We start from the raw sequence: 26353 nt of genomic DNA on the forward strand, positions 1-26353 counted from the left end.
CTAAAAAATTAAAAGAAATGGCACGAGAAATAAAAGATCTAACAGAATTACAAAATACAGAATATACACTCAAGAAATTATTTGACGAAGCAGAGGATTTTCTTCCGCTTTTGGGAACCGATTATGTCGAATTGTATGTGGGGAATGCCAAGCAGGCCGCGCACTACTACAAGACCGCTTTTGGATTTCAATCCGAAGCTTATGCCGGTTTGGAAACGGGCCTAAAAGACCGAGTTTCCTATGTATTGAAACAGGACAAAATCCGTTTGGTACTTACTTCTCCACTTAATAAAGGCGGAGACCTTAACCGTCATATCGACGAGCACGGAGATGGAGCCAAGGTCATTGCCCTTTGGGTAGAGGATGCCACCAAAGCGTTCGAAGAAACGACCAAGCGCGGAGCAAAACCGTATATGCAACCAACGAAGGAAGAAGATGAACATGGGCACGTAATCCGTTCTGGAATCTACACCTATGGAGAAACCGTTCACATTTTCGTGGAGCGCAAGAACTACAATGGAGTATTCCTTCCTGGATTCGAAAAATGGGAATCGCACTACAATCCACCTCCGGTGGGCTTAAAGTTCATTGACCACATTGTGGGAAATGTTGGGTGGAATGAAATGAATACTTGGTGTAAGTTTTATGCCGAGGTAATGGGTTTTGCACAGATTATTTCGTTTGTAGATGACGATATCGCTACCGAATATACGGCCCTTATGAGTAAGGTGATGAGCAATGGGAATGGCCGAATTAAATTCCCTATCAATGAACCGGCGGAAGCTGAGAAGAAATCGCAAATCGAAGAATATTTGGATTTCTACAATGGCGCAGGGGTGCAACACCTTGCTTTGGCCACCGATGATATCGTAGCGACCGTATCGGCCATGAGAGAACGAGGGGTAGAATTTTTGTACGTTCCAGAAACCTATTACGACGATATTACAGAGCGCGTAGGAATTATTGATGAGGATATTGAAGTTCTGAAGAAACACGGAATTTTAATAGATCGAGACGAAGAGGGGTATTTGTTGCAGCTATTTACCAACAATGTACTGGATCGACCTACGATGTTTATTGAAATTATACAGCGCAAAGGAGCACAATCCTTTGGAGTGGGGAACTTTAAAGCCCTTTTCGAAGCCATTGAGCGCCAGCAAGCGAGAAGAGGAACCTTATAAACCGTAACAACGGCAAAGCTCCGTCGTCTAAATAGATGGGGCTTTGTCCATTTTTGGAACAGTCCTTGCGTACCCCTTTGCGATGACCTCAAAATCTATACGAATGAAATATGCAATGTTCCTCTTTTTTACAATGGTATTTGGCCTGTCCCAAGCACAGGAAAAAGCCTATGATGCCGGAGAATGGTTTAAGTTTCGGGTGCACTACGGTTTTGTGACTGCTGGATATGCCACCTTGGAGGTGAACAATGAAGTACTCAATAACAAGGAAGTGTACCACATTAAAGGATATGGTAAAACGACGGGATTGTCCAGGGCATTTTTTAAAGTAGAGGACAATTACCATTCTTATGTAGACAAGGAGAAGGATATTCCCTACCGTTTTATACGGGATATCGACGAAGGAGGCTACACCAAGGATATTCAGATCGACTTTAACCATACCACCCGACAAGCACTCGTTCATAATAGAAAGAAGGACACAAAGGATTGGGTTACCTTTCCGGCAGATGCTCAAGATATGGTGTCGGCTTTTTACTATCTGCGAAATCGTTTGGATGCTTCTTCGTTAAAAGAAGGGGAAACCATAGATATAAATATGTTTTTCGATAAGGAAAACTACAAGTTTCGTTTAAAGTTTTTAGGGCGGGAAGTAATCCGCACCCGATTTGGTAAGGTGCCTACCCTAAAGTTTCGTCCCTATGTACAGTCCGGTAGGGTATTTCGTGAGAAGGAAAGTTTAACCGTATGGGTGTCGGACGACGAGAACAAAATGCCCATGCTTATCAAGGCCGATTTGGCTGTCGGGTCCCTTAAGGCTTCCCTCACAGAATTCAAAGGACTTAAAAATTCATTTAAAATACACGTAGACTAACAACCCATGGAGATCCAACCAGAAACCAAAAAACTCCTAGAGCAACTTCAGAAGAAATACAATGCCATAGATCAGGATTTAGATACCCACTTAGAAGGCCTGTTATATGGAGAACCCATTACCTATTGGGATTACATACAAACCGAAGCCTTGCTCAACCTCCAGGTGCAACGTACCACCTTACCCGATGAGATGGTATTTATCATGTACCATCAGATCAACGAACTATTGTTTAAAATGATCCTTTGGGAAATTGCCCAAGTATCGCATCACGAAAATCTAACGGCGAAGTTCTTTTCGGAGCGCCTTATGCGTATAAGCCGTTATTTCGATATGCTTACCTCTTCCTTCAATATCATGTCCGAAGGAATGGAAGTGGAGCAGTACCTTCAATTCAGGAATACACTTACACCGGCTAGTGGTTTTCAAAGTGCTCAGTACCGAAAGATCGAATTTGCTTCTACGGATCTTATTAATCTAATAGATGCGCGGTACCGTGCAACGATCGATAGAAACACTTCCTATGAACATGCTCTGGAGCATTTGTATTGGCAAGCAGCTGGGAAGAATTTTAAGACTGGAAAGAAGAGCTATTTGTTAAAAGCGTTCGAGGAACAGTATAAAAATGAGTTTATTGCCTTCACAAAAGAATATAATACTATAAATTTGTACGCTAAATTTAAAAGTTTACCGAAAGACGTTCGGGAAAACCCCAAATTAAGGGAAGCCATGCGTCATTACGATTATACCGTGAACGTTACTTGGGTAATGGCTCACTATAATACCGCAGTGAAGTATTTGAATCATGGCAACGAACCGGAAGAGGCAACTGGAGGCAGCGATTGGGCAAAATACATGCTTCCCAAATATCAGAAGCGAATTTTCTTCCCAGATGTTTGGACTGCCGAGGAACTCGAGAACTGGGGTCAGGACGTTTAGAAAAATTGAAGTATTGAAGCAGCTACTTATTATCCCCATACTCGTTTTTTTCTTCGTGGCTTGCGAAGACACTAAAGACGATTTAGATACAATTGTCCCCGTAGAAGAGGAAGTGGCCCCTATCGTCCTAGAAGAATATGGCTATGTGCTTAACGATTATAATGTTGTACGGGATACCATAAGGAATGGGGATACTTTCGGAGCCATTTTAGATGCCAATGGAGTTTCCCAGAACAAGATTTTTGAAGTAGCTACCGTTTTTAAGGATAGCTTCGATGTTCGGAAGTTGGTTGTAGGACGTCCCTATGTGTTATTGAATTCCAAGGATTCCCTTCAAAATACACAAGTATTTATTTACGAGAAAAACCGGGTGGATTATGCCGTAATCGACCTTCGCGATAGTATTGCCGTTTTCAACGAAAAGAAACCGGTAAACTTTGTAGAGAAGGAAGCCTCTGGAATTATTACAAGTTCCCTTTCCCAAACCATGTCGGACAATAATTTGAGTCCATATATGACCGAACGATTGGCCAATATCTATGCTTGGACCATTAACTTCTTTGCGCTGCAAACGGGGGATAACTTTAGGGTTATTTATACTGAAAAGTATATTAACGATACCATTCCTGCTGGGTTAGATGAAATCAAGGCCGTATATTTTGAACATAGAGGGAAGCCCCTTTATGCGTTCAATTATGCACCCGAGGTAGATACCACCAATGTCGTGGCCGATTTTTACGATGAAGAGGCTAATAATTTACGCCGGGCCTTCCTGAAAGCTCCAGTGAAGTTTAGCCGCATTTCTTCCCGCTACAACTTGAAAAGAAGAATTGCCTATTATGGATACAAAGTGCGTCCGCACAAGGGAACTGACTTCGCAGCACCTATAGGAACCGAGATTCTCGCAACGGCAGATGGGGTGGTGACCAAATCGGAACGAAGGGGAGGAAACGGGAATTATGTAAAAATTAAACACAACAGTACTTACGAAACCCAATATCTACATATGAAGGCCCGTAAAGCCAAAGTGGGAGATTTCGTACGGCAAGGAGAGGTGATTGGATGGATTGGGATGACCGGAAATACGGGTGGCCCGCACGTATGTTATCGTTTTTGGAAGAACGGTAAACAAGTGGATCCCTTTAGAGAAGACCTGCCGGCTTCTAAGCCATTGGACGCGTTATACCATGAGGACTACTTTGCCAAAATGAGCGCATTAAAAGAGCAATTAGACTGCATTCCTTATTAATTTTTTTCGGTTGAAAAATTGTTAATAACCCTGTTCTTAATTTAATCCTTTCATTTTCAGTAAATACAGTTAAAATTTGTTAAATTTCACTGAAATACTGTTAGCCATTTCTTAACATTTAAAATTAGCCATAACCTGTAGGTTAATAGTATTTTTGCAAACACTTATTTAATTAAACAAACAATTATGAAACAACTATTACTATTTGTAATGCTATTGGGTAGCGTTGCTACCTTTGCACAAGGAACGGTATCTGGGACAGTGACCGACGCTGACCTAGGTGGTCCTATGCCAAGTGCTACGGTAATTGAAGCAGGAACCAGCAATGGTACTGTAACCGATTTTGACGGAAACTTCTCTCTTTCCGTTAGCAGTAATTCTGGTGAGATTGAAATTTCTTACATAGGGTATGCAACCAAAACGGTTTCCTATACACTATCTGGAGGGTCTGCAGATTTAGGATCTATCGGGTTAACCGCCGATGCGAACACTCTTTCTGAGGTAGTAATCGTAGGTACTGGGGTAATTGACCTTGCCGAGGATCGTAAGACTCCTGTGGCAGTATCTACTATTAGAGCTCAGGAAATTCAAGAAAAAGTAGCCGGTAACGTTGAGATTACCCAAGCACTTAAGAGTACGCCTTCTGCGTATGTCTCTGGACAATCTGGATTTGGTGATTCTCAGTTGTTCTTACGTGGATTCGACAATAGTAACATCGCGGTACTATTAAACGGTCAGCCTATTAACGCTATGGAAGATGGTCGTATCTTCTGGTCCAATTGGTCAGGTATTGCAGACGTTGCAAACGCCATTCAGGTACAACGTGGATTGGGATCTTCTAAATTGGCAATCTCTTCTGTTGGGGGTACTACCAACATCGTAATGAAGGCTGCTGAGCAAAAAGAAGGTGGATTTGCTCGTTTCTTAGGAGCAAACGATAGCTACATGAAAGGAACCGCTGCTTACAACACTGGAGTAAGTGATAGCGGATGGGCCTTCTCTGTATTGTTAGATTACTGGCAAGCACACAGAAAATGGTCAAGAGGAACCTACGGTGAAGGGCAAAACTACTTCTTCGCTGTTGGGTACAAGCCAAACGACAATCATAACTTCAACTTCTTGATTACGGGTGCTCCTCAGTTGCACGGACAGAAATGGTCACAACCAAGAGACCGTATCGAAGCAGATCCTAAGTGGAATCAGCACTGGTGGTATGATGAAGACGGAATTACTTCCGAAAGACAAAACTACTACCACAAACCCGTTATGAACCTTAACTGGGACTGGAATATTGGAGAGAAAACAGATCTTTCTACTGTATTGTATGCATCCTTCGGACGTGGAGGAGGAACTGGACCTAGAGGGATAAGTACTTCTAGAGGAAGCAGTATCCTAAGAGGACCAGACCCTGATGGAGACGGACCCTTATTCGGACAGTTGGATAGAGATCTAATTTTTGAATACAACGCAGGAATTGGTACTGGAGACAACGCAGAGCGCGAAGGATACATCCGTAGAGCTTCTGTAAACAACCACCAATGGTATGGTATGGTAACTAACCTTAACCACCAATTTACTGAAAACTTAAGTGCTAATTTTGGTGGAGATATTCGTTTATATACAGGAGACCACTTCCGTCAGATAGTAGACTTATATGGTTTGAACGGTTGGGCTAATGACCGTCCTGATGGAGCTACTGTAACTAACACATTCGATGCAGATCCATGGGCAGCACTTTCTAATTTTGCCGATGAGGGAGACCGTATCGACTACGATTACTCTGAGGATATCAACTACATTGGTGGATTTGGCCAATTAGAGTATAGTACCGATGACTTCTCTGTATTCTTCCAAGGAGCTGTTTCTACGCAGTCTTACCAAAGAGAAGGAAGATTCGAAACTGATGCAAACGGAAATCAAACAACCGAAACTTCAGATCAAGTAAATAAGTTAGGGTACAACCTTAAAGGAGGTGTTTCTTACACCATCGAAGGTGAGCACTCTATCTTCTTCAACGGAGGATACTATTCAAGACAACCTTTCTTGGATAACATCTTTACCAATGTTAGAACTTCTAATGATCTTGTAAACCCTGAAGTAGACAACGAAATCATTCGTAGTTTCGAGGGGGGATACCACTTCCAGTCTAGCAACATCCGTGCTAGCTTCAACGCTTACGTTACAGATTGGGCGAATAGAACTACTGTTTCTACCGGTGAGATCGATCCAGATCCAAAAGTGGAAGGAGACGAAATTTTCACGAACAGATTGCAAAGAGGAATCCGTCAATTCCACAGTGGTGCCGAGTTGGACTTCAGCTGGAGAACTACAGACTGGTTAACGCTTAACGGATACCTTTCTGGAGGTAGCTGGATTTTCAAAGGAAAGTCTACTGTTGCAGAATACAACGATGATACAGGAGAGCTAATCTCTGAAGTAGCTGGTATTGACCGTCAAGGGGTAAAAGTATCCCGTGCGCCTCAGTTCACCACAGGTTTAGGATTTAGAGCTAAGGTTGTAAAAGGACTAAGCGTAGATGCCAACCTTAACTATAGAGCGAGTCACTATGAGTTCACCGATGAGTTCACTAGTGCTGTAGACTACACACCTGCTGAGTTGAAGCCTTACTCTCAGACAGACGCTGGTCTTACATACAAGTTCGATCTTGGAAGTAACAAGTTAACTTTAAGAGCTAACATGTATAACGTATTCGATTACATCGGAATTTCTAACACAGATCGTTTTGGATTCTTCACTGAAAACGGAAGAACTTACAACGCATCCCTACGTTATACTTTCTAATACAAGATTGTAGTTAATAAATTAGGAAGAGGTCGGCATTTGCCGGCCTCTTTTTTTATTGAATAATCCCTACCTTTGAAAGGAAACCAAAAACACTTCTATCTATGTATACCACCGTTCAGTTCCTGCATTCGTATTGGGCCTATTTAACCCTTTTCATGGTCCTCATCGCAACCTTGAATGCCCTGGCAGGGTTCTTCGGAAATAAGGAATACCAACCCAAGGATTTCCGCATTTCCCTTTTTGCACTTATCGTAACCCACATACAATTGCTTATAGGATTACTCTTGTATTTCATTTCACCTTTGGGGCTTAAATCCATTACCAACAATGGCATGGGTACGGTGATGAAGGACTCGATGCTTCGGCTATATGCTGTAGAGCATATAACGGTGATGATTCTAGCCGTTATTTTCATAACCATAGGATATTCCAAACACAAAAAGAAACTGGTTTCTAAACCTAAATTTAAGATGCTGGCCATTTTCTATACCATAGCCTTGGTATTTATGCTGAGCCGAATTCCATGGCAACAGTGGTTTGCCTAAAGACATTAAAAAAAGCCCTGAGATATCAGGGCTTTTTTTATATGATTTAAAGAGTTTTTGCGTCTTATGGTGCTGTTTCCTTGATGAGGTAGATATACACCGGGAAATGGTCGCTATAGCCTCCTGTGTAGGCGCCATTAGCGAAACTTCGGTAGGGATACCCCTTATAACGTCCTCGCGGATTCGCCAAATAGGTTTTGTTGAAGATTCCGGTCTTGTACAAGCGGTAGGAAGAGTAGTCCTTCTTGGTAAGCTCGGTAGAAACAATGATCTGATCGAAAAGGTTCCAACCATCACGCCATGCCAAGGTACCTAGACCCTTTTTGTGCATGTCTTCCATAGGATTGTATAACTCCTTAATATCCATCTTGTTTTTCTTCTTTTGGGTCTTAAGAACCTCCTTTACACTGGGACTGGTAGGGTCGTCGTTAAGGTCGCCCATGGTCACGATCTTGGCATAAGGATCATCGCCAAATAGAGAGTCGATAATACGCTTGTTCAATTTGGCCGCTTTTATTCGTTTTGGGCGACTACGGGCTTCACCACCACTACGGGAAGGCCAGTGGTTTACGATAACGTGGATTTTTTCACCATCCAACAGGCCACTCACCAATAACTGGTCGCGCGTGTAAATACGCTTCGTAGCATCGTTGTTATCGTAGATTTTCAATTCGTACTTGTCGTAGTTCGTAGGCGTAAACACCTTTTTCTGATAGAGTAATGCCACATCGATTCCCCTTCTGTCGGGAGAGTCGAAATGAATGATGCCGTAATTTCTGTTAAGCAGGGGCTCCTGTACGATAAGGTCTTCCAGTACCCTGCGGTTTTCAATTTCACACACTCCAATAATGGCTGGGGCGGTTCCCGTAACATCCTTTCCTATTTCGGAAATGACCTGAGCCATATTCTTCAACTTGGCCTTGTAGATTTCTTCAGTCCAGTGATCTTTTCCGTCCGGAGTTCTATCGTCATCGAACGTTAGAGGATCGTCTTCATAGTCAAAAAGGTTCTCCAGATTATAAAAGGCAACGGTATTCACCTTATAGGTTTTTTCGTTCTGGGCGAACCCTGTAAATACGGTTGCAGTAAAGAGTGCAATCAGCGTATAGGTTAATTTCATTTTTGCGTTGTATTAAGTTTGCGTAAAGTCAATTACAAATGCTGGGCCAAAAGTACTTAATTCATTGAAAAAACGTACTTTTGCACCCCATTTATAACAATTTTTTAAACCAAACACTATTTACTAAATGAAACATGTATTAGGAGCTCTTTTCTTGCTGTTTTTCAGCGGTTTCACAATCGCGCAGGAAGCAGTGGTGAAGGGAAGAGTGGTGGATACCAATTCCAATGAGCCAATTTTGGGTGCACAAATTCGCATTCAAGGGAGCAATTTGGAGGCGCAAACCGACGATAACGGGTTGTTTTCCATCACAGGAATGGATCTCCCTCAAGGAGAACAAATCTTAATTGTAAATAAGGAAGATTACCTGTTGCAGCGCATACCCATTACCATTCAGAATGGTAGCACGGTAAATCTGGATCCCATTCTTTTACAGTTGGATCTCACCGAAGTAGAGGCCCAGATTGGAATTATTAGTCTTTCCGACAACGAATTGAACCAAGACGAAGGTACTTCTTTTAACATCTCAGGATTACTACAGGCCTCGCGCGATGTGTTCTTAAATGCAGCTGCGTTCGACTTTAGCGCTACCTTCTTCCGTCCAAGAGGATTGGACAATGCCAATGGAAAGGTATTGATTAACGGTATCGAAATGAACAAGCAATTCAACGGTCGCCCACAATGGGGGAACTGGGGTGGATTGAACGATGTGCAGCGTAACCGTGAATTCACCATGGGACTTAAGGCTAACGAATATACCTTCGGGGATTTAGCCGGTACCACCAACATTATCATGAGAGCTTCCCAATACCGTGAAGGCGGGCGGGTTTCTTATGCCATGGCTAATAGAAGTTACGAAGGCCGTATCATGGGAACCTATAATAGTGGTCTATTAGGAAGCGGATGGGCTTACTCTGTTTCGGCGGCAAGACGCTTTGGGGACGAAGGGTATATAGACGGAACCTTGTACGATGCGAATTCGTTCTTTGCTTCTGTAGAGAAAAAATTGAATGACGATCATAGCATTAACTTTTCGGCTTTCTACACGCCTAATAGAAGAGGTCGTTCTACGGCAATTACCCAAGAGAATAGGGATCTTAAAGGGATTCGATACAATCCCAACTGGGGATTCCAAGATGGGGAAATAAGAAACAGTAGAACCCGTGAGATTGAAGAGCCAGTAATCATGTTGAACCATTACTGGAACATTTCAGATAACACCTCTTTAAATACCAATGTTGGGTACCAATTCGGAACGATAAAGAATAGTCGAATTGATAACAACGGAACACGTTTGGTAACCATCGATGGACAAGACTTTTTTGCTGGAGGAGCTAGAAACCCTCTGGGGAACTACTACCAATTATTACCTAGTTATCATTTGAGAAATGAGAATCCTACGGAGTTCGAATTCCAACAAGCGTATTTGGCACAGCAGGAGTTCATTAACAATGGGCAGATCAACTGGAATTCGTTGTACGAAGCCAATATCGATGGAGCTACAGGATTGGCTAGAAATGCTACCTACATCATCCAGAACGATGTAAATGAAGACACACAGTTAACCTTCAACACGATTTTAGATACTAGAATCAATGAAAACATCACCTTGAATGCCAGTGCTTCTTACCGTACCTTGAAAAGTGAAAACTATGCAGAGGTAGAGGACCTTTTAGGAAGTACAGGATACCTGGATATCGATAACTTTGCTGAAGCTGCTGCGGAGGATGCTACCGATGAGCTACAAAGCAACTTGGCACAGAGTGATATTAGAAACCCTAATAGAATTGTTACTGAAGGCGATCGCTACAAGTACAACTACGATCTAAACGCAGATGTATTCACAGGATTCGCACAGGCTCAGTTTAAGTACAATACGGTAGATTTCTACCTAGGTGCTACTGTGAGTCAAACTACATACCAAAGAACGGGATTGTATGAAAACGGAAACTTCCCAGGAGCCGAATCTTTCGGAGATAGTGAGGAGTTGAGTTTCACCAATTTCGGAGCCAAAGGAGGTTTGGTCTACAAAGTTACCGGACGTCACTTAATTGACTTGAACGCCGGGTACTTCACCAAAGCACCGACTTTGAGAAATTCCTTCACGAATGCCAGACAGAACAACAATACTGTAACGGGTCTTACTGAAGAGAAAGTCCAAGCCTTGGACTTGAGTTACATTTACCGTTCTCCTATCGTGAAGGCAAGGGTTACCGGATTCTATAACACTATTCAAGATCAAACGGAAATTGGGTTCTACTTTACTGAGAACCTTTCTGGATTGGGAATAGAGCAAGATGCCTTCGTTCAAGAAGTATTGACCGGAATCGATACCCGCAGAATGGGAGTTGAGGTAGGTATTGAAGCGCAGGTAACGCCAACCGTGAAGGTGAAAGGTGCTGCTTCTGTGGGTCAGAACATATTCACCAACAACCCGAACCTATATCTGAACAGTGATGATTTCTCTGGCGACCTTACCTTTGGTGATGGTACTGCCAAATTGAAGGACCTTCACGTGGCAGGTGGACCCGAAAGAGCTTACCAAATAGGAATGGAATACCGCGATCCAGATTTCTGGTGGGTTGGGGTAACTGGAAACTATTTCTCCAATGCTTATATCGACGTAAACAACCTGGCGAGAACTTCGAATTTTACCAGCGATTTCGATGGACAAACATTCAATGATTATGATGAAGAAATCGCAAGAGAACTATTGCAACAAGAGCAATTCGATAGTTATCCATTGGTAAACGTAGTAGGAGGTAAGTCTTGGAAGATCAAGCAATATTTCGTTGGGTTCTTTGCTACCATCAACAACGTATTCGGAGAAGAATTTATAACCGGCGGATTTGAGCAAGGGAGGAACACGAATTACCGTGATGTCCTTACCGATAAGTCACGACCTAACGGACCTGTTTTTGGGCCGAGGTACTTCTTCGGAAACGGAACCACGTATTACGTTAATGTATACGTACGATTTTAATTAAACAATTCAGCAAAAAAATAATATCCATATAACATGAAACATTCAAACATTTATAAACTGATCTTGTTCCTGATGGTAGTAACCTTTGTTACTTCCTGTGTGGAGGACGATGAATTCGGAACACCCGATCTTACCGTAAACGATCCGCAATTGGAGACCACTCCAATTTCTATCGATGCATTGTACGGGCAATTCTTGCAGGATGCCATCGACGCGGTAGATGACCTTGGGGTAGATCCTAGCGATCCAAATTATGATGAGGTGCTTGCCGGGGTACTTTTAGACCTTAAAGTGACCTTTGACGAAGGAACAAACTATATTGAAGGATACGTAATTTCGAGTGATGAGGCTGGAAACTTTTTCGAAGAAATCATTCTTCAGAACGCTCCTGCCAATCCAACGCGTGGGGTACGTTTCTTAATCGACGTAAACCCATTATTTACAAGTTATGATTTAGGAAGAAAGGTATTTGTTAAGCTAGACGGTCTTTCTATGGGAATCTCTAATGGAGTATTTACGATTGGAGTATTGGATGCAAACGACCTAGAGAAAGTAGCCTCTTCCCAGTTGGAAGAAACGTTACTTCGTTCTTCTGAAGTTGCTACATTGGAGCCACTTCCTATCACCTTCTCAGACTTTTCGGCTGATTTAACGAACCTATACGTTCGTTTGAGTGATGTTCAGTTTAACCGTAACCAAGTATTGGGAGAGGATGCCTTGACGTATGCTGCGGAGCCTACCGATGAGTTCGACGGAGAGCGTATTTTGGAAAGCTGTTCTACCGGTGCGAACATCATCTTTAGCACCAGTACCTTTGCAGACTTTAAAGCAATTAACTTGCCTTCAGGAAGAGGAACGATGGACGGAATTTTCACCTACAACTTCTTTGGAGATACTTTCAATATGGTGATCAACGATCCTTCTTTCGTCAACTTCGACAGTGCCGATCGTTGCGACCCCGATGTATACGAATGTAATGAGCCTAGTGGTGGTGGATCCGATATTTTCTTCGAAAACTTTGAGCAGTTCAATGCGATCGAAGATTACGTAGACCAAGGATGGACCAACGTGAACACTGCAAACTCGAATGGAGAGCTTTGGGTGATCGGAAACTTTAGTAACAACAACTACGCTCAAATTTCTGGATTTAACTCTGGAGAGGATATTATCGATACATGGTTAATTACACCGGCCATCGATATGTCTGCTACTACAGGAGAAGAACTTTCTTTCGATATTCAGGTGAATTTCGACAATGGGGAGATCCTAACGGTATTGTTCTCTAACGACTTTACTGGAGATCCAACAACCGCGACTTGGTTCCAATTGGATGCTGACATTCCAGAAGGACCTTCTGGTGGGTTTGGTGATTTCGAGCCTGTAGGGCCTATTAACGTATCTTGTGTAGAAGGAAGCATGTATGTTGCTTTCCGTTACCAAGGAAGCGACCCAGATGCTACAACGCGTTACCATATAGACAACCTAACGGTTACCGGTAACTAAGGAAACACATAAAGCAAATTATAGAAAAGCGTCTCGAAAGAGGCGCTTTTTTTATGGGGAAACAAATCGTTTGGCCACGAGATTCATGGCGGGTTTGAATTCTATACTGAAACTGGTATTATCCCCGTGGGTCATACTGCCTTGCCATTCCCAAATATGAACTCCATGAAACCAGGGTTGTTTCCAAACAGTGTTGAAAAAGGATTCATAGCAATGATACTGCTCCTTTTTTGAAATTTTGGAAAACCAATGCGAAAAGCTGCCCCATTCCCAAGGGATACGGGAAGTGCCTTGTAATGAACGATAACCCATTTCGGTGAACAGCACGGGTTTTTGGAAACGATCACTCACTTCTTTCATTTCTGAAATAAAAGGCTGCCAAGCATCTTCTAATTGCTCCAAGGAAGGGTTGCCTCCATCACTCAAAGGAAAGTAAGCCTGAATCCCAATATAGTCCAATTCACTCCAAAAGGGCACTTCCTGATACTCTCGGTTCCAATTGGCTGCATAGGTGAGCTTACCCGTATATACTGTTTTCACATTCTGAATAAAAGCCGACCATTTTTCGGGCTTTTCCCGTACGGTGGATTCCAATTCGGTTCCCACACAAAACTGTTCGAAGCCCAGGTCTTGGGCAATTTGGGCGTACATGAGCATGACCTTTTCATAGTTGTCGAACCAAAGGTCCCATTGGTCGCTGTCATTCATTTCAATGTTCGAGCGCCATTTGCCGGGCACATTTTCGCGCATCCAGATGTGTGGTTTCAACATGATCCGAATGCCGTATTTGTCGCATTCCTCCTTGATCTGGGTATACCGCTCCTTGGTTTCCTGAAATCGAACTTCGGAAGGAATTCCCATTTCTGGCTCATTGTAATTGGCTTGCCAGATAAAGGGGGTGAGCGTAATCCATTCGAAATTATGTGTCTTTAGCTTTTCAATGTCGTTGAGGTTGGATGCGATATTAAAGGTATGGATGCCTCGCTGTTTGTCGTCTTGAGCTTCGAAATCTTGTATGTAAGATGATGAGTTCTCTACGGTATGATCCCATGTGTAGTCGAACGATTCTGAAAGACGATAGTATTGTAGGCTTTCTTTGATGGTAAATAAGAGAAGTAAGGGAAGGATAACTTTTAAGCTTAGACCTATAAGAAGTCCTTTGGTGCCTTTTTTACGATAGTTGGAGATCAAACCTTTCACCAAAAGAAACAATAGAAAAGGAATGAGCAAAAGGATCCAATAAAACGGATGGCTTAAGATGTTGAGGCATACTTCTACCAAGATACTCCAAGCCTGCTTTAGGGTACGGCCATTCCCAACATAAATGAGCAGGAATAGTACCACCCAAGAAATGAGAAAGGTGATTCCGTAAAAGACAAGGAACCTTTGTGCTTGTTTTTTTAGCTTTACCTTGTTGAGTTGCATGGGCTATGCTTTTTCCATTAGTAGTCAATCCCAAGATTTTGATACAAATTATGGATTGTTTTTGCTTTTCGCTTTGTAACCCGCAAAAGTTGAATAGGGATCAAATATTTGCATCCGGCTAGTTTTTAGGTATAACTTACCCCAATAAATTACTATCTTGGAATCGAATCCAAAAAGATAACGCCCAATCCGAATCAATAACCTAACATTATGAAAAAGATACTGGTAAATGTAACGCTTCTATTGGGTTTTGGATGGTTATTTATTAGTGCTACCGTCGATTTGGATAACCTTTTCAATTATGCCAACCAGGAGGTTCCAGACTATATTACAGAGGACAATACCGATGGAAATCCCATAGATGATAAAACAGCGACCCTAGGTCGTGTACTTTTCTATGATAAGAACCTTTCCAGTACTAATACCATAGCCTGCGCCAGTTGCCATATCCAAGAACGAGCCTTTGGGGATCCCGCAGTTCAGAGTGTCGGGGTGAATGGGCTTACGGGAAGGCATTCTATGCGCTTGGTAAATCCTAGGTTCGCACACGAACATCATTTCTTTTGGGACGAACGGGCCGAAACCTTGGAAGACCAAACCACCCAACCCATACAAGATCATATAGAAATGGGTTATAGCGGAACCAATGGAGATCCTACGATGGAGGATCTTATAAATCATTTGGAAAGCCTTGATTATTACAACACGCTTTTCGAATTTGCTTTTGGTGATACAGAGATTACAGAAAACCGTTTGAAATTGGCACTAGCCCAATTTATGCGAAGCATGCAATCTTTCGATTCCCGATTCGATGAAGGGATGGCATTAGTAGACAACTACACAGAACCTTTTCCAAATTTTACACCCCAAGAGAATATGGGGAAAAGCTTGTTTATTAACACGCCCAATGAGGGAGCGGGTTGTGCAGATTGTCATTTCCCTCCAGAATTTTCTATTACGACCAATACCCAGAACAATGGAGTGATAGGTGTTGCTGGAATGCCCGGTGAGATCGATTTAACAAATACCAAGCCGCCCACCTTACGGGATTTGGTAAACCCCGATGGTACCTTAAACAGTCCCTTAATGCACGATGGAAGTTTTAACAGCCTTATGCAGGTGGTGAATCATTACAACGCAATTCCCGACAATCCTGAAAATACCAGTTTAGATGGACGATTAACGGACCTTAATGGAGATCCACAACAGCTCAATCTTTCTGAAGCCCAAAAACAAGCCCTCGTTGCCTTTTTAAGAACACTTACCGGTTCGGATATTTATACCAATGAAAAATGGTCCGATCCCTTCGATCCCGATGGTTCTATAACCATTATCGGAGGTACTTTGGGTATTTCTGAAGCGAGTTTGGCCCCTTTCGTTTCCATTTCGCCCAACCCTGTGGATAGCAACGCTGCCATTGAAACTAATCTGGGTCAACTCAAATTATGGGTGTACAGCAGTACTGGAAAGTTGTTGTCGTACCAAGAAGCCCATACTCGAATCACCTTGGATTTTAGCAACAAAGCTTCTGGATTGTACTTCGTAAAAATAATGACCGAAGATGGCTTGCAAATAACCAAGCGTTTGCTCAAGAAGTGAGACATTAAAGGTTCTCCTTAAAATCCAAACACGCTTCCACTTTATCTTCTAAAAAGACACAATTATAGCTAAGCTTATTAGCGAAACATTAACAGCTAAAGCACTTATTTTTAGATTATTTAAAATAAGAAAGCGTAAATTTAATAGATGTAAAATTATACGTTACAACTGAAATTTACGAACGAAGAAATGCAACCCGAACGCCTCAATTTTTATTCGTTTTTCACCAAATATTCGCTCATGGAGGATTACGGGTTCAGTTCGGGTCTTATAAGCCGTTTGTTCCGAAAAATATTGCCCATTGTCCCCGAAGCACACACGATCGAATATATATTGCTAAAGGAAGAAGATCCTGTTCCTTATGCACTGAATCTTCTGGATTTCGGAACATTATCGAATGGTGTTATCTCCAATCAGTTGGATCTTAGTATCAAGGCACTTTGCTCCAAGGTCATTGCATTTGGGTTGGATAGCAATATTAAAGGCAAGTACAGTTTCCTTCAGTTAAATTCAAAACCCTTCGAAACGTTGCTTGAAAAAGTAAATCACCTTACACAATGCAAAAGGGAAGAGATTGAAGGGATTACCGCTTCATTAAAGGCCATAGAGTCATTGATTACCGATCTGCGGAAAAACAAAAATAAGATTGGAACCAATTTTCACCTTACCATTACTACAAGAAGAATTTTAGAATACACCCGTAGAATAAAAGAGTTACTACACCTTAAACAGAATATCGAATCGAAAGAAGCATGGGAGCACCTATTTCTAAAATACATTGCCTATGCAGAGCATAAGAATAGCATAAGACGTTATATCGATAGACATTCTGATTTGGTGGCTTTAGAAATTATAGAGCATACGTCCAACAAGGGGGAGAAGTACATAGCCGAAGGCAGAAAGGGATATTGGAATTTCTTTTACAGGTCGCTATTGGGAGGCGGTTTAATTTCGGTATTTGCCCTGTTCAAAATCATGATAGATTCCTATCAATTACCCCAATTGAACAATGCCTATTGGTACAGTATAAATTATGCGCTCTGTTTCGTGCTGGTGAAAAAGGTAGGAGGTATCATTGCGACCAAGCAACCTGCGATGACGGCATCTACTATTGCTAAGAACATAGACAAACAGGATGATCTTAAAATCGATTCGATTCAAAGTATCACTATCCTTGTAAAAAAAGTGTTCCGAAGTCAGTTCGTTTCTATCCTAGGTAATTTTATTATGGCATTAATGCTTGCAGGAATCATTATGTATTCTTTACGTGCTTTTGGTGCGGAAAATTTCACACGGGCTGTTGATTCCGAATATCTTATCCAAAATGCCGTACCCAGTTTCGGCTTGCTGTTCTTTTCTGCGGTGGCCGGTTTGTTCCTTGCATTATCTGGTTTGGTGTCGGGATATTTCGACAACAAAGCGGTGGCTTCAAATTTTGCATATCGCATTCAGAACAGTAGTTTGTTTTTCAATAGTAAAAGACTCGCGCGTTACGTAGAAAAGAAGGCAGGTGCCATTCTGGGGAATATATCCCTTGGTTTTTTTCTGGGGTCGGCATTTTTATTGAGCAATCTCTTACCCTTTTCCATAGATATTAGACATATTGCCTTTAGTTCGGCCAATGTGGGATACGCCGTTATGAACCAAGATTTTAATATGAGCATGATCCTCTTGGCGCTGTCGGGTGCTCTTCTTATCGGTTTGGTAAATCTTATTGTTAGTTTTTCAATTACGCTGTATTTGGCATTGAAATCTCGGGGTGCCAGTTTCAGGCTTGTTCCCAAAATACTTACGAATCTTTTCCGTAGTCCATCTCAATAATGGATATCATATGGTGATAAAAAAGGACCGGAAATACACCCACCAGTCCCAAGGGTAACCAAATCACCAAGCTCCATTGCCAACTTCATGGTCTTGTGTATTTAGGGCAAGCCGGCGAAATTTTCCTTATGGGTCGGGGTCCAAGTGATCTGAGAATAACAGAAGAACAGTTTTGACAAAATTTTTGATTCGTTCCATACAATCTGCCATCCAGAACTCTAACTTTCTTTGGTTTTTGTTATCAGCTTGCATAATCTCCATAGCGTGTAGGTTTGTATACGATAAGTATATACTCTAAGTAGGGATATACCTATTCGTTTTTTGATTAATGATGCTGCTAAAGTCACTGGAAATGAGATGGTAGCAAAAAATGTCCTATACCATTATTATACTATAGTAGTAGATTCTTATACTAATTACACTACTTTAGGGGAGCAAATAATTGTGAGATATGATACGCGGATTCGCCAAATACCTGCTCATATGCATACCCCTATGTTCCATGGCACAGGATGAGTTGCCTGAACAAAAGAGGAAACTCCAAGTAACTACTAGTGAAGCCGAAAGGATTGAACTACTAAAAGATGTTACGGAATACTACTTACAAGAGGATCGAAATGCCGATAGTGCCTTTGTGTATATCGAAAAGATAGAGCGCATTGCGAAAAATGATCCCGACCATATATTACATGCTTGGGTATATAAGTATAAAGCACATGCCCATTATCTCAATTCCGAATTTGAAAGCATAGATACATTTTCTGAAAAAGCGCTGGATATATTCGAGTCCCAGAATATGTGGAGGGAATGGGCAGAGGTAAATTACTGGTTGGGGAATGCACATCAGGTACGATATAATAATAAGGAAGCCTTGGATGCGTACTATGCGGCCAAGCCCTATCTCGATGGAACGTTTAAAATTAGGTTACACATTGGGTTGGGAGCGGTGTATGCCCAAATAAGCGATCTGGATCAGGCCATGGTTAGTTATAATGAGGCCTTTTCGATTTCCAATGAACTGAAAACAAAGAAATTTCACTACGATATTTATAATGGCCTGGCGGTAATAAATAATCGAAGCGGTGATTACAACAAGGCGCTGGAATCTATGAACAAAGCACTGATGGAAGCTAGAGCATCCCGGGACGCACTGGCGCAAGTAGTCTGCCATCATAACATGGGCTACCTTTTAAAAACCTTAGAGCGCTATGAAGAGGCCAAAAGACAGTTCGAAATGGGAATAGGGTTGTTCCCGTCCATTACCACAACATATTTGAAGGCGTCTACCTATATGAATTATGCCGAAGTACTTTTCGAACTGAACGCCCTAGAAGAAACCAAACGAAATCTGGAAGAGGCAGAGCAATTGTTTAACGAGATTCAAGCGACGGACCGATTGGGGGTTATTTATAATATACGAGCCAAAGTTCATTATAAGGAAGGTAACCCAGAAAAGAGTATTGAACTACTTAAGGAAGCGATCGCTATGTATGACATGGAAGATCTCAGTTATATAACCGAAGAGAACCACCTGTTCCTTTCCGAGATATACGAGAAACTTGGAGATCCTATAGAGGCCCTAAATGCCTATAAGAAATATGAATACGTTAAGGATAGTCTTCAAAAACGCATCAAGAAGGAAGAAACCGAAGCCCTTAAGGTAAAGTTCGATATTGCGAATTACCAACAAGATTTACAAACGGCCAATCAGGAGTTAAATTTATTAGAGCAAAAAAAGAAGACGAGTAATTATCGCAATATTCTGTTGGGGGTGCTTTCGCTGGGTCTTATTTTCTTTATCTATAGACAGCGTAAGTTGAATCGAGCGAAACGACATGCACTGGAAACCGAAAAGGAGTTGATTGCACTTAAGGAGATCCAGCTCAATATGGAAATGGAGCATAAGAATACCGAGATTACCGATTTTGCCTTACAGATCACGGAGCGTAATAAACTTTTGGAGATGTTCCATGAAAAGATCAGGGATATCAAAAAACACGCCTCTACCGAGATCAAAAGTCAGTTAACCGAGCTTCAGCTGTTTGTTGGGAATCATATGGAGTTGAACAAGGCAAAGGTCTCGCTTAATGCCAAGGCCGAGGAGACCCAGGAATCTTTCCGCTATAAATTGCGACAAAACCCTGCGAGTTTAAGTCCCAAGGAAATGCAGGTAGCCACTTATTTGCGGCTCAACCTTTCCTCCAAGCAAATTGCCACCCAAATGGGCATCGCGGAGCAGTCGGTTAATAATTATCGTAGATCGATACGGAAAAAATTCGATCTCAGAAAAGAGATCAATTTGGGTGAATTCCTGCGCAATATTTAGTAATACCCAAAATTCTTCAAGGCATAATTCGAAAAAACCATGGTCTTTTGAGAAACCTAAGGCCCATAATGACAAACACAGTTATCATGCTCATAGGGACATTTCATCTTAGATAGGGACCCTTCTCCGTTTTCAAAAGAAATCATAGATCAAAAAAGTGTATTCAATACAGTAATTAGTTCCTGGCATTGGCGGCACAAGATTCATGAATCAAGATAGGCATTCATGAATCTTCAATATCCTATTAGTGCCAGATCGAAATTATATTCTTAATTTCAAACTGAAAGAGTCCCTCCTCCATTTATTGAAACAACTTTTAGAAAGTTTTTTAAGTGATTTCCATTAGCATATTCTGTTTGAATTGTTCATGAGATATGTTTTTCACTTGAAAGGCCTAGTGCACGATTTACACTATCGACATTGCTGTTGTATACCGCAAATTATTGAAAACCCTCCCTTTACTAAGCAATCTAATAGGTGTTTTTGTTAGAAATACGAATCATCAAAAAAATGAGCAAATGACTTGGAGAATTTTAAACAAACTTCTTTTAATTACTTTCTTTTATGGTTGTTTTTTTCAGATCCATGGGCAATCTGCGAACCAGAATTATATCAAGAAGGCAGAGTTTCTGGAGCCCGCAACAGTGGATGACGTTAATAACAATTATCATTCTTTAGAAAAGATTGAGAGTGTTACCTATTTGGATGGTTTTGGGAATGCGAAGCAAACCGTAGCCGTAAAGCAAAGCCCTCAAAAGAAAGATTTGGTGCAACATATAGAATACGATCAGTTTGGTCGTAACACACGGCAGTACCTTATTCTTCCATCCTCTCAAAATAATGGTAATTATGTTGCCAATGCGTCTTCGGAAATAGTATCCTATTATCAGGAAAGTTTTGGCGATCAGCGCCCATTTACAGAAATAGTATATGAAAATTCCCCGCTTAATAGAAAGAGTAAGACTGCTGCACCTGGAGAACTTTGGCAGGCAGTTGAGAATTCTGAGACCGACCATACCACCAAGTATTCGAATAGTGTTAATGGCGCAGGAGAAGTTTTACGTCTGGATATTGACGAAACAAACTCAGAATTCCCTCTTGTTAGTTCATTTTATTTGCCTGGGGAACTTTTAAAGAATACGGTAAGAAATGAGAATTGGGTTCCTGCGGATGATAGGATGAATACCAGGGATATATTTTCGGATAAGAATGGAAGAACCATTGCCGAATTCACCTATGAGTCTAACGACGTATTCACGACATATTATGTATACGATGATATAGGGAATTTACGATATGTACTACCCCCCAAGATATTCGATGATGACAATACTATTAATGTTGATAATTTTCAGGAACAATGGTTCATAAATGATTTCTTACAAACAGGGAATGCACTGTTGAGTAAGATCACCTTCGATATCACAGATAATGTTCTGACACTGAAATCTGGAAGGCAAAAATTAAGCCTCGCGGTTAATGTGCTAGCCAATCAAACCATAAAAATATTGAATACCTCTAGCCCTTTGCCGGATATGTACCTGGGGGTTGTAAATGCGGCCAGTGGACTTATTGGTCCAGATGGGCCGGTTGTTTATCAAATAGGAACGGCGAGCATTGAAAATGGTAATTTGGTGATAAACAGAACTTCATCCGATGCCTTTTCCCGCCTATTGATTGATATAGAAATAGACTTGGACAATATACCATTTAATGAGTCTGCATTAAGTGATTTGGCTTTTCAGTACAAATACGATAAATACAATAGACAGATTGAGCAGAAAGCGCCAGGGATAGGTTGGGAATATATGGTATATGACCGTTTGGATCGACCAATTTTGACTCAAGATGCGAATTTTAGATCGCAAGGGAAGTGGCTTTTTACTGCCTATGACATGTTAGATAGGGTAGTATATAGTGGAATCCATGAAAACAGTTTGGATCGCGCTGCATTGCAATTACAAGTGGATGCCTTTATTGCTTCAAATCCCACAAATAGGAACAATGTAGAATCTAGAAAAAGCACTCCAAGCAATATAGGTGGCGTCAACATTAATTATACAAATGAGGCCTTCCCAACGACCAATTTGGAAATTTTGAATGTAAACTATTATGATGATTACAGTTTTACGGACGGTGATCTACCCACGTTACCATCTTCAGTTCTTGGGCAAGAAGTAACCGGAAGAACAAGGGGGTTAACGACATCTGTTTGGTCCAAGACCATTGGCGAAAGTTCATGGTCCAAGGTCTATTCATTTTATGACAAGAGAGGTCGCACAATTCTTCTTTATGAAAAAAACCACTTAGGGGGTTATACACAGACTCAAAGTAAATTGGACTTTAGGGGGAAGGTGGAGAAATCCATAACCTTACATAAAAGACTTAATTCTGATGATGATATCATAATCGCGGAGCGCTTTGAATATGACCATGCCGAAAGACCTAAAAAACACTATCAAAAGATAAATAATCAGGCCGAAGAGCTAATCGCATTAAACAATTATAATGAACTGGGGCTATTAGAATCTAAAAGTATTGGGGGTAAGACCGCTTCAGACCCTACGAATTTCACGGATATAACTAACCTGTCTATCCATGGTAACAAAATTAAAAAAGTTGCTGGAGGAAATTCATGGAATGCCGGATTGGCTTCAGAAAAGATCGTGTACGGAGATGGATATGTAGAATTCTCGCCAACCCAGAACAATAAGAACGTTATGGTGGGCCTTTCCACCACAAATACCAATGCCAATTACAATACCATCAACTATGCCATTTACGCACAATGGGAGCAGAAGGTTATCGTGTATGAAAATGGTGTTTTCAAAGGGAATCACGCTACATACGAAGCTGGGGATATCTTACGGGTGGAACGCGTCGGAACGACGATCTACTATAAGAAGAACAACGAAGTGATTTATACTTCTACTGTAGCCTCTACAGGTAACTTAATTGCAGATATTTCCGTATACCACGGCAATACGGTTATTGAAAATCTGGCTGTACAGGCTTCCTATAAAGATATGGTTGGTGTAGAAACGAATTACGATACCAATACCATTACCAAAATAAGCGGTGGAGGCTGGAATGCAGGATTTGCCTCGGTGAAATCGATACATGGAAATGGAAGTATCAACTACCGATTGGGTTTTGCCAATAAGGCCATTGTGGTAGGGTTGTCCACTTCTAATGATGACTTGCATTACAATTCCATAGACTATGCGATATATGCCGTTTCCAACGGACAGGTAAGGGTTCACGAATCTGGAATAAATAGGGGGGTTATGACCACCTATGAACCCAACGACAGTTTTAGCATTGAACGAAAGGGAAGTACTATCTACTATAGTAAAAATGGAGAAGTATTCTATACTTCGACCATTGCGTCCTATGGTAACCTTATAGGAGATGTTTCTATGTACCATACAGGAGGGGTTATCTACAATCTTGAAATTGGAAATGAAGAAGCCGGACTACAAACCATTAATTACACCCGAAACATAAGGGGCTGGTTAACCCATATAAATGACGTAAACGAATTGGGGAACGATCTGTTTTCCTATCAGATGAACTATACCTATACTGAGGGGGGTAATTTCGGAAATAATCCATACTACAATGGGAACATTGCTCAGGTAATTTGGAGCTCCGTAATAGATAATACAAAAAAATCATACTTCTTCCAATATGACAAATTGAATCGCTTGGCGTATTCCAGATATGGAGAGGGGCAGAATCTAACGGACAATTGGCAAAAATACCTGTCCTCAGTTGCGGGTTATGATAGCAACGGGAATATTCTTGGGATCTATAGAAGGGGGATTACGAGTTCGGGTAGCGTTGGAAATGTAGACGGTCTTGTCTATACCTACGATGATGGAAACAAGTTGCAGAGCGTAAAAGATGATTTTGGAGATCCGAACGCTGGATTTATTGAGGCAACCAGTGCCACTGTCGATTACGATTATGATAGGAATGGTAATTTGATATTTGATGCCAATAAGAAAATAGATCTTATAGAATACAACCACCTTGATTTGGTCGAGAAGGTTACTTTCAACAACGGCAACACCATCGAGTTTGCATATAGTTCGAAGGGGGAAAAACTACAAATGAAAACTACCGAAGGTAGTACTGTAATGACCGTAGATTATCTAGGGGGCTTTCAATATATCAATGCCGAAATGCAATTTTTTGCAACTCCTGAAGGATTCGCCAAGGTAAATGGAAGCACTTTTGATTATGTATACGTGTTTAAGGATCATGTAGGAAGTTCCCGTCTTGGTTTTAGCGATTTAGATGGGGATTATCAACAGGTCTTGGATAGTAATTTCAATGAAGATAGGGATAGTTGGTGGCATAATGGAAATGTAACTTCAGAACTTGTTAATGGAAGGCTCAAGGTGTTCGTAGATGGTGCCTGGGAAGGGGTTAAAAATGAGCTTGCTGGACTAAGTACCGAGCCGGGTGATGTCATTAATGTCTCACTGAAATTCGATAAAGGAGATACTCAGGCCAATGTGAGACTGTATTTTCAAGAATTGGATGCCGACGGAAATCATTTGAGTTGGAATCTACTCAACGGAAATCTTTCAACAGGTTCCCATGAATATGCCTATACCGTGAACGCAGCGAATAGGCTACGCTTGCGTATAGACAAACAAAATACGCATTTGGGAGACCTTACCCATTTCTTCATAGATCATGTGAGTGTTTCAAAAGGTGATCTGGAAATAATATCCAACACGGACTACTATCCCATGGGGATGGCCCATTATGGAGAACTCATCACCTATTCCCGATACACTTATAAGTTTCAGGCAAAGGAACAATTATCCGCCTTCGGATTTAACATGTACGATTTTGGTTCTCGTATGTATGACCCTTCTGTAGGGAGGTGGTTTAATGGAGACCCTCAAAACCAGTTTTGGAGTCCTTATGTTGCTATGGGGAACAACCATGTTATGATGGTAGACCCCCATGGTGAATTTTCTTGGCTCATTGGGGCTCTTATAGGCGGAGCGGTAAATACTTTGGCCAATTGGGCAAGGGGGAATATTAATGGTTGGGATGATTTTGCACTGTCATTTTTAGGAGGAGGAGCAAGCGCCTATGCCAGTGGATATAATAGTATTGGCAGTTTGGTCTCCGGAACGCTGTATAATCAATTCTCTTCGATAGCCAGTGGAGATACTGGTGTAAGTTTTGGATTCTCGAGAAGTGTTGTCCTTAATTTCATTAAGGAACCCAGTAAAATATTGAATGCCCCAATGGCAGCAAAATTGTATTTGGCGAAAAAGCTGGATGGGACTGTGGCTGGAGATGTGCTCAATTTCGGAATTGGATTTGAAAATGGTTTTGGAGAGGCCGTAATTGATACCGGCGAATTTATTGGCGGACTATTTACTGGGGAAAGTTGGGTAAGTATATACGACGGGATTGTGTATTCGGCAAAACATAGCCTTACTTACAGTCCGGGTGGAGGATTTAATCCCTACTTCATTGCAACCGATGAAAAATTTAGAGAGCAGAACAATGCCATGTACGAGTCTATGCGCGATCTCGAAAATCGTTGGGTAAATGGAAGTTGGCGTGATCGAGGTTTTATTGTAGGCTATGCTACAGAAAAAGTTGGAGAAGGCTTTGTCCTTAAGAGGTTGCCCTTGCCTAAGATAAATTTAAGGGGAGGTCCTACCTTTAGCCAGTATAAATACCAATTTTGGAAAAATAATCCGCAAATAAATAGATCTATTGAAATTTTGCATGGGCCAGATGGTCAATATTTCAAGAATTTTATGGAATTGCACCATAGATATATTCCGCAGAGATGGCAAAAGAGGTTTAGGTTGCCTAATTGGCTAATAAATAATAAATTCAATTTGAAGCCCATGAGGTCCTTGGACCATGGATTGGTTGATCCTTACAGGTATCAATTTTTCCCCAAATGGCTGAAAAATGAGTACCCTTTTTGAATTAA

At 41.4% G+C, this 26353-nt stretch carries 14 protein-coding genes; 12 read left to right on the top strand and 2 right to left on the bottom strand.

What is annotated here, in order from left to right; all coding sequences use genetic code 11:
* The first annotated feature begins 17 nt into the window (after nucleotides 1–17).
* From hppD to POV27_RS00795, 6 genes are all read left to right on the top strand, one after another.
* Nucleotides 18–1181 carry a 4-hydroxyphenylpyruvate dioxygenase gene (gene hppD, locus POV27_RS00770; RefSeq protein ID WP_272860816.1) on the top strand — a complete coding sequence of 388 codons (1164 nt, stop codon included), beginning with the start codon at nucleotides 18–20 and terminating at the stop codon, nucleotides 1179–1181.
* 103 nt (nucleotides 1182–1284) lie between these two features.
* A complete protein-coding gene (locus tag POV27_RS00775) occupies nucleotides 1285–2055 on the top strand; it encodes a DUF3108 domain-containing protein (RefSeq protein ID WP_272860817.1) in 771 nt (256 codons plus the stop codon).
* A 6-nt stretch (nucleotides 2056–2061) separates the two neighbouring features.
* Complete coding sequence (locus tag POV27_RS00780) at nucleotides 2062–2994, top strand: tryptophan 2,3-dioxygenase family protein (RefSeq protein WP_272860818.1); 933 nt, start codon at nucleotides 2062–2064, stop codon at nucleotides 2992–2994.
* Nucleotides 2995–3007: 13 nt separating this feature from the next.
* On the top strand, nucleotides 3008–4243 hold the full coding sequence (locus POV27_RS00785; RefSeq protein WP_272860819.1) for a M23 family metallopeptidase: 1236 nt from the start codon (nucleotides 3008–3010) through the stop codon (nucleotides 4241–4243).
* 186 nt (nucleotides 4244–4429) lie between these two features.
* The gene (locus tag POV27_RS00790; RefSeq protein WP_272860820.1) at nucleotides 4430–7045 is read left to right on the top strand and encodes a TonB-dependent receptor; all 2616 of its coding nucleotides are present in this window, start codon (nucleotides 4430–4432) and stop codon (nucleotides 7043–7045) included.
* 104 nt (nucleotides 7046–7149) lie between these two features.
* Nucleotides 7150–7593, top strand: a complete 444-nt coding sequence (locus tag POV27_RS00795; protein ID WP_272860821.1) for a hypothetical protein — start codon at nucleotides 7150–7152, stop codon at nucleotides 7591–7593.
* Nucleotides 7594–7657: 64 nt separating this feature from the next.
* Here the strand turns inward: POV27_RS00795 and POV27_RS00800 are convergent, their stop codons facing one another.
* A complete protein-coding gene (locus POV27_RS00800; RefSeq protein ID WP_272860822.1) occupies nucleotides 7658–8713 on the bottom strand; it encodes an endonuclease/exonuclease/phosphatase family protein in 1056 nt (351 codons plus the stop codon).
* Nucleotides 8714–8840: 127 nt separating this feature from the next.
* On the opposite strand from POV27_RS00800, the gene POV27_RS00805 reads away from it, so the two are divergent.
* Together POV27_RS00805 and POV27_RS00810 are read left to right on the top strand one after the other, a co-directional pair.
* Entirely contained in the window at nucleotides 8841–11696 is a 2856-nt protein-coding gene (locus POV27_RS00805) for a TonB-dependent receptor (RefSeq protein ID WP_272860823.1), read from the top strand.
* 36 nt (nucleotides 11697–11732) lie between these two features.
* Nucleotides 11733–13202: a DUF5689 domain-containing protein gene (locus POV27_RS00810; protein ID WP_272860824.1), complete on the top strand. Its 1470-nt coding sequence runs from the start codon at nucleotides 11733–11735 to the stop codon at nucleotides 13200–13202.
* A gap of 51 nt (nucleotides 13203–13253) precedes the next feature.
* Here the strand turns inward: POV27_RS00810 and POV27_RS00815 are convergent, their stop codons facing one another.
* Complete coding sequence (locus POV27_RS00815; protein ID WP_272860825.1) at nucleotides 13254–14627, bottom strand: glycoside hydrolase family 113; 1374 nt, start codon at nucleotides 14625–14627, stop codon at nucleotides 13254–13256.
* Nucleotides 14628–14837: 210 nt separating this feature from the next.
* Between POV27_RS00815 and POV27_RS00820 the strand changes: the two genes are divergently transcribed.
* The 4 genes from POV27_RS00820 (at nucleotide 14838) to POV27_RS00835 (ending at nucleotide 26348) form a co-directional block, all read left to right on the top strand.
* On the top strand, nucleotides 14838–16226 hold the full coding sequence (locus tag POV27_RS00820) for a cytochrome c peroxidase (protein ID WP_272860826.1): 1389 nt from the start codon (nucleotides 14838–14840) through the stop codon (nucleotides 16224–16226).
* 240 nt (nucleotides 16227–16466) lie between these two features.
* Nucleotides 16467–18047 carry a hypothetical protein gene (locus POV27_RS00825; RefSeq protein WP_272860827.1) on the top strand — a complete coding sequence of 527 codons (1581 nt, stop codon included), beginning with the start codon at nucleotides 16467–16469 and terminating at the stop codon, nucleotides 18045–18047.
* A gap of 451 nt (nucleotides 18048–18498) precedes the next feature.
* A complete protein-coding gene (locus POV27_RS00830) occupies nucleotides 18499–20373 on the top strand; it encodes a tetratricopeptide repeat protein (protein WP_272860828.1) in 1875 nt (624 codons plus the stop codon).
* Between the two features lie 518 nt (nucleotides 20374–20891).
* A complete protein-coding gene (locus POV27_RS00835; protein WP_272860829.1) occupies nucleotides 20892–26348 on the top strand; it encodes a DUF6443 domain-containing protein in 5457 nt (1818 codons plus the stop codon).
* Nucleotides 26349–26353: the final 5 nt, after the last annotated feature.

Source organism: Aureisphaera galaxeae (genome assembly GCF_028561275.1).
Lineage (GTDB): Bacteria > Bacteroidota > Bacteroidia > Flavobacteriales > Flavobacteriaceae > Aureisphaera > Aureisphaera galaxeae.

What these genes read in the sequence shown, in the direction of transcription:
- POV27_RS00810 (WP_272860824.1), top strand. Translation starts at nt 11,733, where the DNA reads ATGAAACATTCAAACATTTATAAACTGATCTTGTTCCTGATGGTAGTA.
- POV27_RS00830 (WP_272860828.1), top strand. Translation starts at nt 18,499, where the DNA reads ATGATACGCGGATTCGCCAAATACCTGCTCATATGCATACCCCTATGT.
- POV27_RS00835 (WP_272860829.1), top strand. Translation starts at nt 20,892, where the DNA reads ATGACTTGGAGAATTTTAAACAAACTTCTTTTAATTACTTTCTTTTAT.
- hppD (WP_272860816.1), top strand. Translation starts at nt 18, where the DNA reads ATGGCACGAGAAATAAAAGATCTAACAGAATTACAAAATACAGAATAT.
- POV27_RS00795 (WP_272860821.1), top strand. Translation starts at nt 7,150, where the DNA reads ATGTATACCACCGTTCAGTTCCTGCATTCGTATTGGGCCTATTTAACC.
- POV27_RS00805 (WP_272860823.1), top strand. Translation starts at nt 8,841, where the DNA reads ATGAAACATGTATTAGGAGCTCTTTTCTTGCTGTTTTTCAGCGGTTTC.
- POV27_RS00790 (WP_272860820.1), top strand. Translation starts at nt 4,430, where the DNA reads ATGAAACAACTATTACTATTTGTAATGCTATTGGGTAGCGTTGCTACC.
- POV27_RS00775 (WP_272860817.1), top strand. Translation starts at nt 1,285, where the DNA reads ATGAAATATGCAATGTTCCTCTTTTTTACAATGGTATTTGGCCTGTCC.
- POV27_RS00780 (WP_272860818.1), top strand. Translation starts at nt 2,062, where the DNA reads ATGGAGATCCAACCAGAAACCAAAAAACTCCTAGAGCAACTTCAGAAG.
- POV27_RS00815 (WP_272860825.1), bottom strand. Translation starts at nt 14,627, where the DNA reads ATGCAACTCAACAAGGTAAAGCTAAAAAAACAAGCACAAAGGTTCCTT.
- POV27_RS00825 (WP_272860827.1), top strand. Translation starts at nt 16,467, where the DNA reads ATGGAGGATTACGGGTTCAGTTCGGGTCTTATAAGCCGTTTGTTCCGA.
- POV27_RS00820 (WP_272860826.1), top strand. Translation starts at nt 14,838, where the DNA reads ATGAAAAAGATACTGGTAAATGTAACGCTTCTATTGGGTTTTGGATGG.
- POV27_RS00800 (WP_272860822.1), bottom strand. Translation starts at nt 8,713, where the DNA reads ATGAAATTAACCTATACGCTGATTGCACTCTTTACTGCAACCGTATTT.